The sequence below is a fragment of the Nostoc sp. FACHB-110 genome (genome assembly GCF_014697425.1).
Taxonomy (GTDB): domain Bacteria; phylum Cyanobacteriota; class Cyanobacteriia; order Cyanobacteriales; family Nostocaceae; genus Nostoc_B.
Genome location: NZ_JACJRU010000007.1, coordinates 198,399 through 216,633, shown reverse-complemented (window position 1 = coordinate 216,633; position 18,235 = coordinate 198,399). Strand labels below are relative to the sequence as shown.

Below are 18,235 nucleotides of genomic sequence, written 5' to 3'. Positions count from 1 at the left end.
ATTCTGGCATCTTCGATATTTTTAATGGTTCTGGTGGTGATGCCATCCGAAATTGTGCCGCCAGTGCTAGCACTGGTGTACAAGATGGTGACGTTGCTGGTGATGGAGGTGGTATCAATATCCAAAAAGTCAAATCCTGTACCACCGTCCACTTGATCTACGCTGTTAACAACATAGATACTGTCATCACCATCACCACCATTGATAGTGTCCACCCCTTGATCACCGTAGAGTCTATCATCCCCTGTGCCACCATTGAGGCTGTCATTACCTGCACCGCCAGAGAGATAGTCATTCCCTGCGCCACCGTTGATGGTATCGTTCCCGGCTTCACCATTGAGGTTGTCATCTCCTACACCTCCGGTAATTATGTCGTTACCAGCACCACTGTTAACTGAAGTGCCAGTAGTAAAAGCTGAGAGATTGATGGTGTCACTACCAATGCCTGTAGTAACAGAGATGTTTTCTATACCTCTAAATTGTGTTCCATTGGATACAGTGCCGGGATTAGCAGCGTTGGTGAACAAGATAGTTAAATTAGTTGTATATGCGGTGGTATTTAGATATAGAGTGTCCGAGCCTGCACCACCATCAATATCCTCTCTACCATTACCTGCATAGATAATGTCATTACCAGTACCGCCATTGATAGTATCATTACCAGGGTCATCATCACGAACTAGGAAAGAACCAAGGTAATCTTGACCATCAAAATTATAAACATAATATTCATAATGGCCGTTAATAATATCGTCTCCATCGCCACCATTAAGGGTATCATTGCCAAGACCACCCCAAAGGATATCATTACCAGCATCACCATTAACGCTATCATTACCTGTACCACCGGACAGGTAATCACTACCAATACCGCCCCGGATGATATCATTTCCGCCCCCATCATCACCAGGTAAGATAATGGGTATATCGTAGATTACACCATTGAGGACAAGCTGATCATAGCGGATAGTAACATTAACTAAATCGTCTCCAGCAAAGGTTTCAATAATGTCGTCTCCAGAAGTACCTTTGATGTTGTCATCTTGGTTGGAACCAGGAATATAAGCCATGAAATTTTGCTCCTGTGCAAAAAACAGTGTGTTTAGAGGTTTACCAGTAAGAAGCACATGGTTTTAAATAGTTTACAGTTACTACTTAAGTATTTTCAAATATTCAAATAAAAAGTCCGTAAAAAGATGTTTCATTTGTGAGCGATCGCATCTAATATAACTATTAAGTTGCTATTAACTATTTCTTTGTCAAAAGTTAATTTCTCGCTATTAAGGTATAGCAGGCAAAACCACATTCAACACTAAAACACAAACAATATTTGGTAACAAATAGCCGATTTCATCTGGCTATATTTTTAGAGCCTACTTATTAATACTGAAAGTTGAGTGTTCAATTTGTTGCCCTTTTAGTTTACTTTTTAGTGCAGGGTTAACGATGTCAAATAACTGGAATTTTGAGCAGTTGCTACAACACAGAATTAAGCGACGTAACGTCATTATAGGTGCTGGAGCCTTTACAGGGTTGGCGATGGCCAGTCAATTTCCCCACCAAAAAGCGATCGCCACTACTAGATTTAGTAGTCCATGTGGGTGATTACATCTACGAAGGAGGAATTAGTGCTACTGCTGTCAGACCACACAATAGTTCAGAGATTTTTACTTTAGACGATTATCGTAACCGCCATGCTCTCTACAAATTAGATGCAAATTTGCAAGAAGCTCATGCAAAGTTTCCTTGGATTTTAACTTGGGATGACCACGAAGTAGAAAACAACTACGCAAATGACATCTCCGAAATTGATACAGAACCAGACCAAGACCCAGTTATCTTTTTACAAAGACGCGCGATCGCTTATCAGGTATATGTTTAACGCACCCTGACATATAAGTAACTAGTTGAGAATAAACCTAACCCCTCTGTTCCTTTTTCCCCCAACCCATCAGCAAACAATTCTCGGTCTGAAAACTTTATTTTTGCCTCTTTTGCTACTGCCTGTATGAGTTTCGAGTTAATCGTTGTCTCTGTAAAAATTGTTGGTACACCCTGTTTCTGAATATCCTTGGATTATGTCTTTACGTAAGCGCGCTGTCTCACCTCCAGCATAGCAGCCTTTTCCCAGCTACAAATATTTACGCCGCGCTACTTAGATGCGAAATTTTGATTTTGTCCCCTGCGTTGGTTTTGAAATCCCTTACTATTGCCGTAATACACAGTTTTGAAGTCTACTTGATTGGTGCTAGGGTTGTAGAGAGTATAAGTTGCTTGTCCTGGTGTACGTCCCACATTACCCACTCCAATTACTTGACGCGGTGTAACAGTGACAGTTTGAACAGATGCTTGGTGAGAGAGGGTAGTTAATGCACTCGTGATGGAACCAGTTTGCAACTGATACTGAAAAGTTAAACCAGAACGACCGCAGAACAAGTTATTTGCTTGCATCCTTGAGAGTCTATCAAGCATTTGAATTGGTGAAGTTTCTGGAGTCAGTTCGTCGTCTACACCTACCGTTGAGCCGTGGATTAATAAACAATCCAATTCAAAAAAACCAAAATCGAGCGATCGCAACCATTGTACAGTCTTTCGAGAAACACTATCCCATAGTAGTTTTACTGTATCACCACCATATTTTGCCATGAGTTCAGGAGCATCCCCAGTCGGCCCCAGACCATGCAAAATCAAACACTGTTCTTCCCACCATCCTTTACAAATTAAAGGTTCTAATTCACCCCGATGTGGATTTAGCACCCGTTCTATTAACTTTTCGGTTTCTGGTCTTGGCCCTACCAAATCACCTAAAATATACAAAGCTTCTACGTTATTACCTTGACGTTTAATATCCGCCATGACAGCTTCATAAGCTGGTAGGTTACTTTCAATTCCACTTAAAATTGCCCATTTATTCATATTTTTTTAACGCAGAGAAACCCAAAAGAAAAATAAAATAGAGAAATTACCTAGTGCAAACATGAGTTGGATCATCTGCTCGTTCTGCATATTCCATCCCACGCGCTAAACGCCAAGCAAAAATAGCAGGTAAACCCTTATCGATAATTGCGGCACAGGTTTTTTGATAATCGTAGGGTACTTCGCGCAGTTTGATGTCTTGAGTATCTGTGTCGTAAATTACATAAGTAGCATTTGGTCGTCCATGTCGGGGTTCTCCCACTGAACCGACATTCACAATTCGTTTGAGAGGAGATATAAAGTTAATTTCCTCTACTTTTTCTCCCCTAACAACGTGAACTTGTAGCTGACTAGCATCAAGAGTCCGAGCATAAGGTACATGAGTATGACCACAAAAAAGCACATCCGCATCTGTGGAAAGTACGCGCTCTAGTGCGACAAAAGCATCTAGTTCAGGTAACAGATATTCATGGTTACTATGAGGACTACCGTGAACAAAAGCTAAATTTCCCTCTTTAAGACTGTAGGGTAATTGGGCTAGAAATTCCCGGTTTTCTGGGTATATTTCCTTATTAGTCCACTCGTGAGCCTGTAGTCCTCTTTTTTCTGCCAATAACGAGGGATAACTACAATCGCAGGCATTCAAACCTTCCACAACATCTTCATCCCAACAGCCGATGCAGGTGGGAATATCTAAAGAACGAATTTGGCTAATGACTGCATTGGGATGCGGCCCATATCCTACTAAATCGCCAACACAAAAGATTTTTTCGCATGATTGCTGGTCAATATCTAGCAATACAGTGTCTAAAGCTTCGTAATTACCATGAATACATGAAAGGACGGCTATTTTCACACTTTTTCCCCCTCTAATAAAATCTCTTTTACTTGTTGTTGGTATTGCAAAATCGCAGTATCAGATAAACAGCAATCTGATAATGTTTGCCTTAAAGCTGCTTCATCTAAGTTTTGTCCCACCACTTCTAGCCCACTGAAACGCTGAGGTCTACCTTCTAAATAGCGTGGTAAGTCTAATTCCAGAAAATCTGTTTGGGGAACACCAGCGACAAAATCACAGTAAAGTGACCTACCATCGTTCACATCAAAAATGCCTTTGGCGCGGGTGACAATACCGTAAGCACCGTGGGTGATTTCGTACCAAAATTCCTCTAAACTGTTTTCATCAATTACTTGACCGTTACTTGCCGCCCGCCATAAACTTTCAACAGTGCTGGTTTGGGTTGGTGCGCCGCGTACAATCTCGTTTGCCCAAGCGTAATATTCCGAGTCTTTGAGGTCGGATGGTATCACTGCTAAGGTACGGTAAGTCAGATTATCTAATAATTGTGCTACAGATCCCAACTCCAGATAAAATCCCCACTCAATGTAAACTGCATCTGCTTTAGGTATTTGGTTGAGAAATTCGACTTGTTGAATATCGCTAAAGACCTGTACATCAGGAAATTCAGAAGCTATGCGGGTTTGGTCAACGGGAACAGTCCCAGTACCAGGGCTGTAATAAATTATTTTGTCAACATTTGCAATATCTCGCATTTGTTGACAAACCCAGGTAGTTTTTCCAGCCCCAGACGAACCTGCAACGACAATAATGTTTGGTACAGACATAAATATAATGATAATCATTTTTATATAATTTGGAATATAGTAGCAGAAAAATTGCCGGAGCATCCACTTTTGGAAGATACAGCATTTTTCGGTTGAGGGCAGTAAAAGTCAATAGAGGCTAGATGAATTTCAGTAGATCATAAAGTTATCGGTTTAGGCAGGGTGTCGGGTGTGGGGTGTAGGGGAAGAACAGTTAATTAGCGTGGGTAAATTCAAGCTCTCATCATCAAAAAGTCATGATTGACCTAATTAGCCTCTAATCACACCACAACAGCGCGTATTTGTCACCTACACCCTACACCCTGTCTTCACGAAACAGTTTTCGTTCTACTGAATCTACCTCATTGGGATGAAAAACGCTGGATACAAATTTTAGAAGAAGAAAAACAAGTATGAATCAGGAAGCATCAACCAGGATACACAAGAACACCTGAAAGCTTGTTTACAAGAATTAGCAACACTTACTGTATGAAGAAGCAGACAAAAGTAAGCTGATAGACATTGAAGATATACGCAATAATCAAACTCTAAGATTCCAGCGCTTGACGTAGTTTTCTTTCGAGTTGTGCTATTAAGAATTTGTTGTCGATTCTTTCTAATTCGGCAATCGAAACATTATGATTTTCGCGGGCGGCTTGTAACCACTGTTCATATTTTTTATCATGTTCTTCCAATAGTTCTAATGCTTCAACAATTATTTCCTCAATAGTGTGATATCTGCCACTAGTGAGTTTTTCCTGAATAAAAGTTTCGTGTTTTCGGTTAAATTTCGTGTTCATTATTGATAGCTCAAATCTAATGATTGACCACTGAACAAAATAGGGTGTAGGGTGCAGGATGTGGGGTGTAGGGGGAAAGAGAAAGTTCTATTTTTGTACAAACTGCCCTCTTCAATACAAAAGCAATAAGGGTTCAATCCCTGACCAAATCTGTGATTTGGTGGTCTTAATCAGTGGGAGATTCTAGCCCTACTCCCAACCCCTACACCCGACTCCCTTCTTCGACTTACTAAACTTGCTGTAAATAATATTCAAATCGCTCTCGTAATTGTTCTACTGCCAAATTTTGAGTCCAATATTCTACAAGGGTGTGACCAAATGCCCAAGCATTGCGATCAGGTGTAGCAGAATTTTCTAACAATAATGGCCAAAGTGATATTAAATCAAAGTTAATTTTGTTAGAATCGTCTGTTTTTAATAATGAAAATAGCTCATAAGCGATTTGAAGCTTTCCAATGACAATTGGTAACTGTTCTACAGGAATTTGTTCTGCTAATAAATATGCCAAGGTGGGAGAACCTGTGGACATAGTAGAAATAAACTGAAGCACAGGACTTTTTAATAGTGAGGTTAGCCCTTGAGTTGTCGCCATCTGGAAGGTATAGCGGTCGATAATTTTGGCGGCGGCGACGGTGCGCGAGTCTAAGTCACGCAAAAACCGAGCTAGTCGCAGTTGCTTGGCTGGTGCGATCGCCTCAATCAATCCTAATGATAAGGTGTCTATATTCCAAGCGGTGCGATTTATTTTGCGATCGCTCATCACCACAGGTATAACTAAATTAGAAAATTCTCCTAACTTTTCGGCGCGGTACTGGGTAGCTTCGCGGATAGAAATTTCCTTGGGCTTATCCCCCCATTCCCAATTGTATGGCGGTTGCCATTCGCGGATTGGGCGTAATTTATCTACTTGGGTGACAACTGCGATCGCAGGTAAATCTGCAACTTCGGTTTTCATATCTGCTAAAAAGTCCACATCCATTTGCAAAGCTGGGTCAAGGGCGGGTGTTACCAGCAATAACAAATCTGCGTTAGTCGCATAATCTAGTACCAGTTGGCGGAGTTCCCCGCGCTTGACTTGTTCGTAACCCGGTGTATCCCAAAGGGTGAGGCTTTCGCCACTTTGAGTTTGCCAGTGGTAATTTTGAATTTCGTCAGTACTAGGTAACACATCTACTTCTGCTAGATCAGCTTGAAATAAAGTATTGATGAGACTGCTTTTGCCTGCGCCTGTTCGCCCTATGAGTAAAATATTGATTGGTTTTTGTTCAACTGCTTCGACTGGTTCAGCTTGGGCGAGGATATCTCGCAGCGTTTGGGTTTTCGTTTGCGGTATGCTTGGCTCAGAAATAACTGCTGTTGTATTTGATAGGGTGATACCTCCATAAAGTGCGATCGCTTGCTTACATAGGTTTCTCAAGGCAGCTTCGCGCAACAATTGACCTAAATTAACCAATAATTGCTGATTAGCCCGGTTACTATAACCCTTAGTTGCACGATTCGCCACCGCCGCCACAGGATTTAATAACCATTGCGCCCAACCCCATGCTCGCAAAAGTTTACGTGCCGATGGTTCTAGCTTGCGGTAGACTTCATAAGCTTGATAAGCTTGCCCGACTGTCGCTTGATTTAAAGCAGGTGATAATCTCTGCATCCACTGGTCTAAATCATCCACTGTTCCCCGAATCAGTCCGTAAGCTTGCGGGATATATATATTCAGGAGGGGATACTGCACTTGGGGATGGTAGATATTTGCCACAGCAACTACCAAATCTTGACAGCGTTGCCAAAAAGTTTGCCAATCTTCCCAAAATGGGCGATCGTTTATTGATGCTTCTAAGATTTTTTGGAGTGCGGCTTCTGCTTTTTGTGTCGCATCACTTCCCGCCGTTGAAGTAGTGATATCTACAACCGATTCGAGTTCTTCTTTAAATCCTGCTAATGCTGCTTCCACTTGGGCAATTTCTGGCTGTGTCCATTTCACCAGCAACCACCGCCAAATAACAAACACAACAGTAAACACCGCCCAAATCCAGTTAATTCCCCAGGCGTTGATTTGTAAGCCTGCGGCAACCAGTAAGAAAATTATAATAGCTGCGATCGGTGTTGCTAAGATAACCAACTGCCACGGTTTTAAGCGCACCATTTCCCCATACCTGCCTTGATTACAGTTCGTATAATGCTATTTTCGCTCTAACACTGTTTTTACAAGCTCTATATTATTGGGTATCTCAAAGTGTGAAATTCCACTAAGGATAATGCACTATGGTTACTGTTAACTATGAACAATTATCGCCGCAGTGGAGATTTATTCACCTTTAGGATAGGATTTACGTGAATAAGTCACAAAAAATTGCTTGAGACGCATTCAATTATGCTCGTAGACTTCACTGTTGAAAATTATCGTTCAATTAAAGAGCCTGTAACGCTAAGTGCAGTTGCTCAAAAACAAAGTACCCGTCAGAAAAGTCAAAACAGCAAACGCAAGCGAGTGAAGTTAGACCATGAAATCACACCTGGGTATCATATTGAAGGCTGGGATATTGATATATTACCTGTCTTAGCAATTTTTGGAGCCAACGCATCAGGCAAGAGCAATGTTATTCAAGCTCTGGATTATTTATTGCTCATGATGACAAGTGGTATACATGAAACAGCCATAATTCAAAAAAAATTTAAATACGCAAAATTAGACCCTTTTAAATTAGATAATGTTTCGGAAAATAACCCAACGAAATTTGAGCTAAGAACTGTATTTGATAATGCTATTTATACTTATTCTCTAGTACTTAACCAAAAACACGTAGTTATAGAAAAATTAGATTATTCTATATCAAAAACTAAGCGTACTCGTCGTTTGTTCTCTCGACAATGGGATGAAGTTAGTAAAAAATTTATCTGGAAAACTGGTGATGATTTTTCTGGTCCTCACAATCAACTTCAGAAGAGTATTCGAGAAAATGAGTTATTTATAAGTACATTAGTCAAATTAGAAGTAGATAAAATTGAAACTTTTCTACAATGGTTAAGAAGCCGTTGGCCTGGTATTCATTTAGGAAGCGAAAAGCTTGCTCTTGCTTTTATTGCGGCGAGCCAAGATACTGATGTTGAAACATCTAAAAAAATCTTCAAAAACACATTAGAAATTGTAAAAAACTTTGATACAGGATTGTCTGATATTAAATTTGAAAAGAAATCTGAGGAATATTTTGACTTTAACATATTTGCTATACATGAAAATTCTGATGGTAAAACAGTTAATTGGTCATTTGAGGAGGAATCTTTGGGAACCCAAAGATTACTTAGTTTAGCGTCTCGAATAGTAGTACATTTAGAATTAGGTGGATTAGTAATTGTAGACGAATTAGGTACTAATATTCATCCAAATATTATACAAAATATTATTAAAATATTCCAAAATCCAAAAACTAACCCTAAAAATGCACAACTGATTTTTACAAGCCATGATAATACTTTACAAAGAAATAATTTATTACGACGTGACCAAATTTGGTTTACACAAAAACGCCCAGATCACAGCACTGAATTATATCCTTTGACTGATTTTAATGTTAGAAATGATTTGGCAATTGATAAAGCTTATTTAGACGGGCGCTTTGGGGCAGTTCCCTTTCTGCCATCTAGTGAAGAAATGATTTTGCAGGGTGATGAGCAGTGCCAAGACAGTTAAATCGTCGTCCACCTACCAAAAAAGTTGCTCAGAAAATACTGATTGGTTGTGAAGGAAGTAAAACAGAACCAATATATTTCGAGAGCATTCGCAATGATTTAAAATTACCAACCTTAAAAATTATTGTATTGCATCATCAAAGCAAAACTGACCCACGTAGCATAATTGAAAGGCTGATTGAAGAACGTCGGCAGATGAAAGATAATCAAGAGTGGGCTAAAGATGATCATGCTTGGGCAGTTTTTGATGGCGATTAACATATTGAAAAAAGTCGAGATCAGTGGAATAGCGCAATTGCTAGAGCTAAAAGTCAAAAGATTAATTTAGCAATTACAAACCCCTGTTTTGAACTGTGGTATTTACTTCATTTTCAAGACAATTTAGCTCAAGTTACTCGTGATAAACTAATCAAGTTTCTCGGAAAGCACATAAAAAATTACGATAAATCAATGTGTCTTTATCCAGACCCCTTAAAACCGTTTACCGAAAAAGCAATTCAGCGTGCAAATAAAATTGCTAAACAGATAGAAGCGAATGAATTAGATGAACATTCAAATCCTTGCTGTAGCGGGTTGCCTAAACTAATTAGCAGTTTATTAAGTTTAGAGAATATTTAATAACCTTAAGCTTGGTATAAAAATTATCAATTTTAGTAAATCATAATTGCGACAGATAAATTGTGTAAAAGCTTCGTAATGCTGATTTATTAATGGGAATGTATCAATTTTTGCTGAATAGTATGAGCATTATTCTGGGAGTGTTTCTATCGCCGAGAAACTGATAAATATCAACAAACTATCATTTTTATCTGCGTTTTTCGGACTGTTTGGAACAAGGTAAATTTTTTCAAATACTTTCTAAGTCTTTTTTAGGGCTATTTCCGGCTAAAAATTATTAAATTATCTGGAATCTTTTTTTGTAAAAAAAGCAGCATTTTGCCCTTGAATTTCATAGTAATTATTAGCTAGGAGAGCAAATTTACTCTACAAAACCAGATAGCAAAGGTTTTGACAGTTAATGCTGCCAACAATAATGACTTATGAGTTGTATTGAGGAGAAATACTTATGCCCATTACTGATACTAGTAAACAGTTACTTTCTCATAACGGGCTAAATTATCAAACTATCTCCTCATCAGATATTTTTCAGACACAAAATGAATATGGCTTAAGCATTTCTTCAGTCAGCACTAAAAGCTATAGTTCAACGAATGGCTATGGTTTAGTTAATGCTGCGGCGGCTGTGGCTAAAGCAGCTGGTAAAAGTACCTTTGCTGATGTGGCGAATTTAGGCGGTAATAATTGGGGTGCTGATATGGTAAAAGCACCAGAAGCATGGTCTAAAGGATATACAGGTAAAGGTGTAGTTGTTGCTGTTGTTGATACTGGAGTTGATTACAACCACGAGGATCTCAAAAATAATATTTGGACTAATACTAAAGAAATTGCTGGTAATGGTATAGATGATGATGGTAATGGCTATATTGATGATGTCCAAGGTTGGAATTTTGCTAACAATAACAACAACACTCTAGATAAAAATGGGCATGGTACTCATGTTTCTGGAACCATTGCAGGACAAAACAATAACTATGGTGTAACTGGCATTGCTTACGATGCCAAAATTATGCCAGTGAAGGTTTTAAATGACTCTGGTTCTGGTTCTTACAGTGCTATAGCTAGTGGTATTTATTATGCTGTCAATAATGGAGCTAATATTATTAACCTAAGTCTGGGTGGTAGTTTTTCTAACAGCACTCTTCAAAATGCTATTGAATATGCCAACAGCAAAGGCGTAGTTGTGGTGATGGCTGCTGGTAATGATGGTGCTTCTCAACCAGACTACCCGGCTCGCTATGCTAAAAATACAGGAATTGCGGTTGGAGCAGTAGATAAAAACAAAAATTTAGCAGACTTCTCAAATCGTTCTGGCTCAAATCAACTGGCTTATGTGACGGCTCCAGGAGTTAGTGTTTACTCGACAGTGCCAAATAATCAATATGCTACTTATAGTGGTACATCGATGGCAACTCCTCATGTTGCTGGCGTAGTTGCTTTGATGTTAAGTGCTAACCGTAGTTTAACTCCTGCTCAAGTGCGTCAGATTATTACAGAAACGGCAGAAGGTGACACATCAACAGCCAAGACTAGCTCTGTTAATGTCACTTCATTTATACAGCAAGCGATGTCTGACACACCAATATTCTCTCTTAAAACATCACATACCACCCAAAGTAGCAATATTACATCTAGCGATACTCAAGTTAATACACCATCACAACTTCCTAGCCACAGCACTACTAAAAATACAGGAAGCTGGACACAATTGCGATATTACGATGACAGTCTAGGGGTTAGAAATTACAACACCACAAATGAAGAAAATCCACCGAATAATGGTAATAACGGTAATAATGGCAATAATAATAACGATTTTGGCAAATTTTTAGATCAATTACAAGGATTACAAAAGCAGCTAGAAGAATATCGCCGATTGTTGGGGTTGGGTAATGAGAAAAGTTAAGTACAATCAGAGTTAATAGCGATCGCACAATTTCAAATTACAGGTGCGATCGGCTATAGTTAAATTAATGATAGTGATAACTTGGCATTATTTAATTCTAAAATCCCAAGTATTTATAGCTAAATCAACATACCAGCCTAAATGATTGGGGGTTTGCTTCTCATATATTTTCCACCATTCATAAGTATCTTCATCAATAGGTGGCTTCATGCCTTTAAGTAAATACATGAACAAGTGAAATGTATTGATAGAACCTTGTGAGGCTTGACATAGATATAGATTAGCTTGAGTCCAGATTGACATACCATGTCGATTAAATGATAATCCGAATAATTATCCTCATGAAATATGGGCGCGATCGCTATTAATTTTACAGGTAAAGAGTAATCAATTTTATCCTTAAAAGGTTGCTCTATCAGAATAGCTTTTCGGTAACGAATTAATTGAGAAACTATACCTCTATCTTCTTCATTTTTTAACTCTATAATTACTGGTTGTTTAGAAATTTTATGACAACATAATAAATCGCATCGTTGCATTTTAATGCAAAATTGACGTTTAATTAAGTTTAGCTCAGGAAATATTTGCTCAAAGCTTTCTTCAATATAATCTTCTAAATCAAGCTCTGACTGAAAGCGTAATTTTTCGGCTGCATATATTAGCTTACGATTATTTTTATCAGATATTTCATTAAATGTGTTACTATTGTTTGTTAAATGTTTAGCTTTCAGGTATGGCATAGTAATTTGCTATTAATTTCAGCACTAAAAAAATTACTTATATATAAAACAACTATATCTAAAGAACCAGTTTAATCTACAATCTTCAAATATTTACTAGTACTATTACTTAATACTATATTCATGTCAATACGCTTGGGTTTCGTTTCTCAGTCCAACATCTGACCATACTTTGTTGGGTTACGCTATCGCTCCACCCAACCTACTTTTCTGCTTAACTATACAATATAAAAAATAAAATTAAAATTTTATGTTTTGAAAAACAGTGATCGCTTTCTCAAATTCCTCAAAATTTAGCTTACTTTCCTAAGAAAACTACATTTTCTGGCTGAGTAGTTAATTGAATCTTTTGACAATCAAGTTTCACAATAAAATCAAATCCAGTGACATGATCTGCTGGCAAAATAGCAGGTGACAGGTGCATCAATTTTGGATTTTAGATTGAAACCATACCTAAATGCAGTGGCTTCAATTAAATCAGTCTGCAGAAACAATAGCACCTGTCATCTGCTTTAGACAGCTACTTCTTTGATTGGTGAAGCATTTTGTTTGAGTAAGTCAGTAATTTTGGCTGCTGGCGCAGGAAACCCAAAATAATATCCTTGACCTTCTTGACAACCGCGCTTTTGTAGATACTCAAGCTGTTCTTGTGTTTCTACTCCTTCGGCGGTGATTTTTAACTGAAGGCTTTTAGCTAAAGCAATAATGGCATCAGTTACCGCCGCACTATCAGGATTAGAAGTGACATCTTGTACAAATGACCGATCAATTTTGAGCATATTTATAGGAAAACGCTTCAAGTAATTCAAAGAAGAGTAGCCAGTACCGAAGTCATCTAGTGCCAGGCATACACCTAATTCGCGTAACTCTTGTAGGGTGTGAATTGAGCGTTGAATATCACCCATCAAAAAGCTTTCCGTCACTTCTAATTCTAAATAAGAAACTGGCAATTCTGTTTCTTTGAGAGTCTGTCTGACCACATCTACTAAGTTTGCGGCTTCAAATTGTCGTGCTGAAAGGTTAACTGAGATGCGAATTGGTGGTAGTCCGGCAAGTTGCCAAGCACGATTTTGAGCGCAAGCAGTTCGTAGTACCCATTCTCCAATCGGTACAATTAAACCGTTGTCTTCTGCGATGGGAATAAATTTAGCGGGAGACACCAAACCGCGTGTAGGATGTTGCCAACGCACCAGTGCTTCCATTGCTGTAATTTGCCTGGTGTGTAAATCAATCAGTGGTTGGTAATATACAATCATCTCGCCGCGTTCAAGCACTCCACGAAGTTCGTTTTCTAGGGTTAATCGCTCTTGCAGTTGGGCGTTAATTTCTGGTGAATAAAACTGATATTGGCTACGTCCTTGCTGCTTGGCTTGATATAGTGCTATGTGAGCTTGTTGCAAGAGTTGGTCTACATTCTGACGATCGCTTAAATGATCAACAGTGATTCCAATACTGACAGTAATGTGAATCTGCTGACCATCTACAAAGTAAGGTTTAGATAAGTTACTAGATAATAACTGTGATAATTTAATGACGCTCTCAAATGAAAAGATATCAATATGAGCGATCGCAAATTCATTTTGGTTTAGACGTGCTAAAGTATCTGTTTGCGCTACACAGTTGGTTAAACGTTGAGCAACTGCCCTTAATAGTAAATTAGTTTTCTCATGTTCTAAACCATGACTTAGACCTGTAAAATCATCAATACCTAGTAAGAGTATGGCTACAAGTTGCTGTTGATTTTGAGATTGAGATACCATCTCATAAAGGCGATCGCAAAACAAATCTCGATTGGGTAATCCAGTCAAATTGTCATAGTTAGTAATTTGATGAATTAACTCATCTAATCTATACAGAGTTTGTGCAGTGTCAGCCATTAAAGTACCTGCTTCATCAGCAAATTCTGTAGGTAGTTGAGGTAATTGTTGTTTATATAAATAATCTTGCAATGCTGCCGATGTCAAAATTACCGGAGCTAGAAGATAACGCAGTGCATAAAGAGTTGCCGCCGTACCTGCTAGGGTAGCGAGTAAAGCAATGAGCAACACTCGCAACGCCATATCCCAAGAATAAGAGTTAGATGTCACGAAACAAAATAGCAATGTTAGCAACGGTACGTGAGTTCCTAAGAAAGCTACTGACATAATTTTTGCAGTATAACTTTTATTGAGAAGTTTAAATTTAGCAAGAGAAGAGTATAGATAAAGATTGTGATTTAGCTTCATAGATTTTGGGAGATTTGAGTACTTGGCTAATGAGTTACTAATTTGATATCAGTACGATTTGCTATGCAGATGCCAACCCCAATTATGATGGTTGTGTCCTACATATTTATGCTTCCCAAACTATCTATCGTCTTGATAATTCTTTATCTATAGATTCTATGAAGCTGAATTTAGCAAGTAGTTAATTATTTAAATTCTTTTAAAGAAAATTACTTAGTAAGATATAAAAATTAGATAAATTTATTTCTTATCCAGGATTTTATGCTTGAATTGAGATGAAATTACATCATTAAAAATATCAATATTACTGATAAGTAATGCCAACTTAACGGAGGCACGAGTTGAGAGGATGTTTTAAAAGTTTTGGGCGAATATAATTTGCTACTACACAAACAAAGTCCGCACTTCGACAAGCTCAGTGACCACCTGCACGGACTAATGAAAATCAATGGTTTTGAACCCACGCAGGTGGTGAGACCAGCGCTCTTGGTAGGGTTTCCCTCCGCAGGCGACTGGCGAACCCGTTAGCGTAGCTTTAGCGACGCAGGAGCGTCAGGGGTTTTGTCTGTGTAGCCAAGCCATTGCGTTGGGCGGGTTCCCCGACTCCCTCAATGGCGCGCGATTTCTAATCGCTAAGACAAGTAATAAATTAGACTTTTAAAACAACCTCTGAAAGGCAAAGATGCTGGAGTAGGCGCAGACCGCAGCAGGCATCGCTCAAATATCATTGCAAAATCTAGGTGTTATTTTGGCTTTTCTGTCAATTAGTCAGTCCGCGAAGCCATAAAAATTTTATAAAAAGTTAATATAAAGTTACTTCTTATTCAGTATTTTTACGGAATCATAAAGCAAATTGATCGCTTTAAAGTAATTAATTAAATTGATGTGACTGTTAATTAAGCAGATAAATAAGGCATCACTCAAAGGTCTAAAAAATCTAACTTTACTTGAGATAACAATCTCAATTTAGATGCTCTCAAATCTGCACTCTTAACTACAAATAAAATCAAAGCTGACTATGAAATCTTCTTCTTCTTTAAGTCTGTGGCAACCCCAAAAAATCAACCATGACTCGTTCAGCCGTGCCGCAGTTTTATCCAATTCGTTAACTTGGTATAAAACACTTCATACCGGGATTCTGTTTGGTTGTTTTGAGTCTGATCAGGATGTCCAAAGTCATCCAGTAACAATGCTGACAAAATTTGAGCCAGGTGGTTTTTTTGGTCTACATGGTCATCCTGGTGGAGAAGAAATTTTAGTACTTCAAGGTAATTTTCAAGACGAAACTGGTGTGCATCCGCCAGGAACTTATCTGCTCAACCCAGAGGGTTTTATTCACCGTCCCTATAGTGATGAAGGATGCCTCACTTTTGTTAAGTTACGCCAACATGGCGGAAAAACTCGTCGGCAAGTAAGAGTAAATATTTTTGAATTGCCTTGGCAAGCTGGAATTATCCCGGAGATTAAAGTCAAACTTCTCTATGAGCAAATGGATTATCCAGAAAAAGTTTGGATTGAACAGTGGCAGCCTGGTACTGCATTATCTAATGTGGTTGAGAATGAAGTCAAAGAAATCTTTGTAATTGAAGGGACGTGGAGTGATGAATTGGGGGATTACCCAGCTTATAGTTGGGTACGTTATTCACCTCATTGTCCTTACAGTCCTGCTTCCAAAAATGGTTGTCTGATTTATGTTAAAACTTATCCTAGTGATAATACTCAAAGATTTATTGTTGGGGAAGATTTTCAGTTTCCTGATGAACAAATTAGAGAAGATAAAATACTTTATCAGCTAAATAACTAGTACAACAAGACAAAAGTAAAAAGTGAGCCACTGCGTTGGGCGGGTTTCCCGACTCCCTCAGTGGCGAACTCGCAAGAGGCAAAAGTAAAAAGAAAAAATAGTCATACAACAAGCCTTTTAGCAAGTTCCGATGGTCTGTTTATTTACGCCAATCTATACAAGACAATCAGGGATTCAGTACTCAAAAGAAAAGCATTAAGGGAATTCCACAGTTATCAGAAACCCGACTTTGTGAAAAAGTCGGGTTTCTGGCGATTAGCCTAAATCAAACAGCAGAATTTCTGCACCAATTTCGGTGGTAATTTCTAGTTGTTCTTCGCCGCTGATTTCTACGCCATCGCCTGCTCTGAGTTCTTCTCCGTTCAAAGTTGCTATGCCTTGAGCTATTTGTAACCAAGCATAGCGATCGCGTTTAACGTGATAATTGACTACATCACCACTTTCTAAAACAGCAACGTATAAATCAACGTCTTGGTGAATTGTCACCGCACCATCACGTCCATCTTTAGCCGCTATTAAACGTAACTTACCTAGCTTGTCTTCTAGAGGAAACGCCTTTTGTTCATATCTGGGAGTCAAGCCTTGCTCATCAGGTAAAATCCAAATTTGCAGTAAGTGTAGTGGTTCAGTTGGCGAAGGATTAAACTCGCTGTGCATAATTCCTGTACCTGCACTCATAATTTGTGCATCGCCAGGACGAATCACTGAACCTGTACCCAAACTATCTTTATGCTCAACCGCACCAGATAACACATAGGTGAGAATTTCCATATCTCGATGTCCGTGGGTAGGAAAACCTGCACCAGGAGCGATGCGATCGTCATTAATTACCCTCAAAGAACGGAATCCCATCCGATTCGGATCGTAAAAGTGACCAAAGGAAAATGTGTGGTAGCTATCTAGCCAACCTGTTTGGCTACGACCTCTGTGATTTCTGTCGTGAACTAGATAGTTAATTGTATTTTGAGACATAAATTACCTCGCTAGATATAGATTGAGCAAATTCTCAAATTCATCTGTTTAGGGACAGCCATATGCTGACATTTAACCAGCAAATGAATTTAGATTCCTAATTCTCATCAATGAAAATCTCTGGAGTGAAGCTTAATTACTCCTACAAATCTGCTTACCTGTATAATCACTAAAGTTATACTCAACAAACACCTATCAAACTAGGTTTATTGCTTCATGTTGAAAAGATAATAAACTACAAATGACAAGAGATATTTTGATACTCTTCCCTTTATTTCTGCTTATTTAAATATTAGAATATTTACCTATAAAATGAAAAGTACGCACTAAAAAGTGGCGTACTTACCAAAAAGATACTATGAAGTTTTCAAGTATTTATTTCACAGTAGCAGGTGTTTTAGTTTGACTAGCTGCACTGCCATTTTCGGCTTTAATTTCATCTATTTGTAGATGAGCTTCTAAGAACCAGAGACGCTTGTCAATGGTGCGAGAAATTTCGGTATAAAGGTCAGCTGTATCTGCATCACCTAAGTCATCAGTTTTAGCGATCGCTTCTCTGATGTGTTTGGCGTAAGGTGCAAAGCGGTCTACCAATGCTCCGACATGGGCTTTACCATCTAAAATATCGAGAGGATATTCAGGTAGGATGGAATTACTTGCAGCAAGTCTGGCGGTTCCGAAAGCATAACCACCTAAAGCGGTGACACGTTCAGCAACCATATCTACATATTCTTCTAATTCGCCAGCAATCTCATCAAACAATTCATGCAATTGATAGAAGTCAGTCCCTTTAACGTTCCAGTGGGCCTGTTTGGTTTGGGTTTTGAGATCCAAAGTGGCTGCCAATGTTTGATTGAGAATAACAACGAGTTGAGAACGTGCTTCTGCGGGAATATCGATGCGAGTTGGATAGAGTCTAGATGTCTGCTTATTGTCGCTCATGATGTTTTCTCTTGTGATCG

General features: G+C 38.7%; 15 protein-coding genes and 2 pseudogenes. 5 read left to right on the top strand and 12 right to left on the bottom strand.

What is annotated here, in order from left to right; genetic code table 11:
- Positions 1 to 1,070: calcium-binding protein (locus tag H6G69_RS34355; protein ID WP_190685333.1), on the bottom strand; the 1,070-nt coding region annotated here is incomplete at its 3' end.
- Between the two features lie 509 nt (positions 1,071 to 1,579).
- Here H6G69_RS34355 and H6G69_RS10005 point away from each other — a divergent pair.
- Positions 1,580 to 1,876 (top strand): annotated as a pseudogene (locus H6G69_RS10005) (alkaline phosphatase D family protein); the annotation flags it as partial.
- 2 nt (positions 1,877 to 1,878) lie between these two features.
- On the opposite strand, the gene H6G69_RS34770 reads toward H6G69_RS10005, so the two are convergent.
- From H6G69_RS34770 to H6G69_RS09980, 6 genes are all read right to left on the bottom strand, one after another.
- Positions 1,879 to 2,067 (bottom strand): metal ABC transporter solute-binding protein, Zn/Mn family, encoded by a 189-nt coding sequence (locus H6G69_RS34770; protein WP_397326910.1) that lies wholly within the window; start codon positions 2,065 to 2,067, stop codon positions 1,879 to 1,881.
- 84 nt (positions 2,068 to 2,151) lie between these two features.
- Positions 2,152 to 2,916: a metallophosphatase gene (locus H6G69_RS10000; RefSeq protein ID WP_190685330.1), complete on the bottom strand. Its 765-nt coding sequence runs from the start codon at positions 2,914 to 2,916 to the stop codon at positions 2,152 to 2,154.
- 46 nt (positions 2,917 to 2,962) lie between these two features.
- A complete protein-coding gene (locus H6G69_RS09995) occupies positions 2,963 to 3,772 on the bottom strand; it encodes a metallophosphoesterase (protein ID WP_190685327.1) in 810 nt (269 codons plus the stop codon).
- Positions 3,769 to 4,542: a GTP-binding protein gene (locus tag H6G69_RS09990; protein ID WP_190685372.1), complete on the bottom strand. Its 774-nt coding sequence runs from the start codon at positions 4,540 to 4,542 to the stop codon at positions 3,769 to 3,771. The genes H6G69_RS09995 and H6G69_RS09990 overlap by 4 nt, the downstream gene beginning before the upstream one ends.
- Before the next feature lie 527 nt (positions 4,543 to 5,069).
- The gene (locus H6G69_RS09985; protein WP_190685324.1) at positions 5,070 to 5,321 is read right to left on the bottom strand and encodes a type II toxin-antitoxin system ParD family antitoxin; all 252 of its coding nucleotides are present in this window, start codon (positions 5,319 to 5,321) and stop codon (positions 5,070 to 5,072) included.
- A gap of 229 nt (positions 5,322 to 5,550) precedes the next feature.
- Positions 5,551 to 7,464, bottom strand: a complete 1,914-nt coding sequence (locus H6G69_RS09980; protein ID WP_190685320.1) for a GTPase family protein — start codon at positions 7,462 to 7,464, stop codon at positions 5,551 to 5,553.
- Positions 7,465 to 7,692: 228 nt separating this feature from the next.
- Here H6G69_RS09980 and H6G69_RS09975 point away from each other — a divergent pair, with 228 nt between their 5' ends.
- The 3 genes and pseudogenes from H6G69_RS09975 to H6G69_RS09965 all read left to right on the top strand — a co-directional run bounded on the left by H6G69_RS09975 (position 7,693) and on the right by H6G69_RS09965 (position 11,532).
- Entirely contained in the window at positions 7,693 to 9,009 is a 1,317-nt protein-coding gene (locus H6G69_RS09975) for an ATP/GTP-binding protein (protein ID WP_190685317.1), read from the top strand.
- Positions 8,994 to 9,626: pseudogene (locus H6G69_RS09970) on the top strand (RloB family protein). The gene H6G69_RS09975 and the pseudogene H6G69_RS09970 overlap by 16 nt, the downstream one beginning before the upstream one ends.
- Before the next feature lie 448 nt (positions 9,627 to 10,074).
- Positions 10,075 to 11,532, top strand: coding sequence for a S8 family peptidase (locus H6G69_RS09965; protein WP_190685314.1), 1,458 nt, complete (start codon positions 10,075 to 10,077; stop codon positions 11,530 to 11,532).
- 87 nt (positions 11,533 to 11,619) lie between these two features.
- Here H6G69_RS09965 and H6G69_RS34350 read toward each other — a convergent pair whose 3' ends face one another.
- From H6G69_RS34350 to H6G69_RS09955, 3 genes are all read right to left on the bottom strand, one after another.
- Complete coding sequence (locus H6G69_RS34350; RefSeq protein WP_277883369.1) at positions 11,620 to 11,742, bottom strand: hypothetical protein; 123 nt, start codon at positions 11,740 to 11,742, stop codon at positions 11,620 to 11,622.
- The gene (locus H6G69_RS09960) at positions 11,739 to 12,272 is read right to left on the bottom strand and encodes a hypothetical protein (RefSeq protein ID WP_199335871.1); all 534 of its coding nucleotides are present in this window, start codon (positions 12,270 to 12,272) and stop codon (positions 11,739 to 11,741) included. Before H6G69_RS09960 ends, H6G69_RS34350 begins: the two co-directional genes overlap by 4 nt.
- Positions 12,273 to 12,784: 512 nt before the next feature.
- Positions 12,785 to 14,497, bottom strand: coding sequence for a bifunctional diguanylate cyclase/phosphodiesterase (locus tag H6G69_RS09955; RefSeq protein WP_190685311.1), 1,713 nt, complete (start codon positions 14,495 to 14,497; stop codon positions 12,785 to 12,787).
- 1,018 nt (positions 14,498 to 15,515) lie between these two features.
- On the opposite strand from H6G69_RS09955, the gene H6G69_RS09950 reads away from it, so the two are divergent.
- Entirely contained in the window at positions 15,516 to 16,301 is a 786-nt protein-coding gene (locus tag H6G69_RS09950) for a cupin domain-containing protein (RefSeq protein ID WP_190685308.1), read from the top strand.
- A 255-nt stretch (positions 16,302 to 16,556) separates the two neighbouring features.
- Here H6G69_RS09950 and H6G69_RS09945 read toward each other — a convergent pair whose 3' ends face one another.
- Positions 16,557 to 17,273: a pirin family protein gene (locus tag H6G69_RS09945; RefSeq protein WP_190685306.1), complete on the bottom strand. Its 717-nt coding sequence runs from the start codon at positions 17,271 to 17,273 to the stop codon at positions 16,557 to 16,559.
- Positions 17,274 to 17,648: 375 nt separating this feature from the next.
- Positions 17,649 to 18,215 (bottom strand): DNA starvation/stationary phase protection protein Dps, encoded by a 567-nt coding sequence (dps, locus tag H6G69_RS09940; protein WP_190685303.1) that lies wholly within the window; start codon positions 18,213 to 18,215, stop codon positions 17,649 to 17,651.
- Positions 18,216 to 18,235 lie beyond the last annotated feature (20 nt).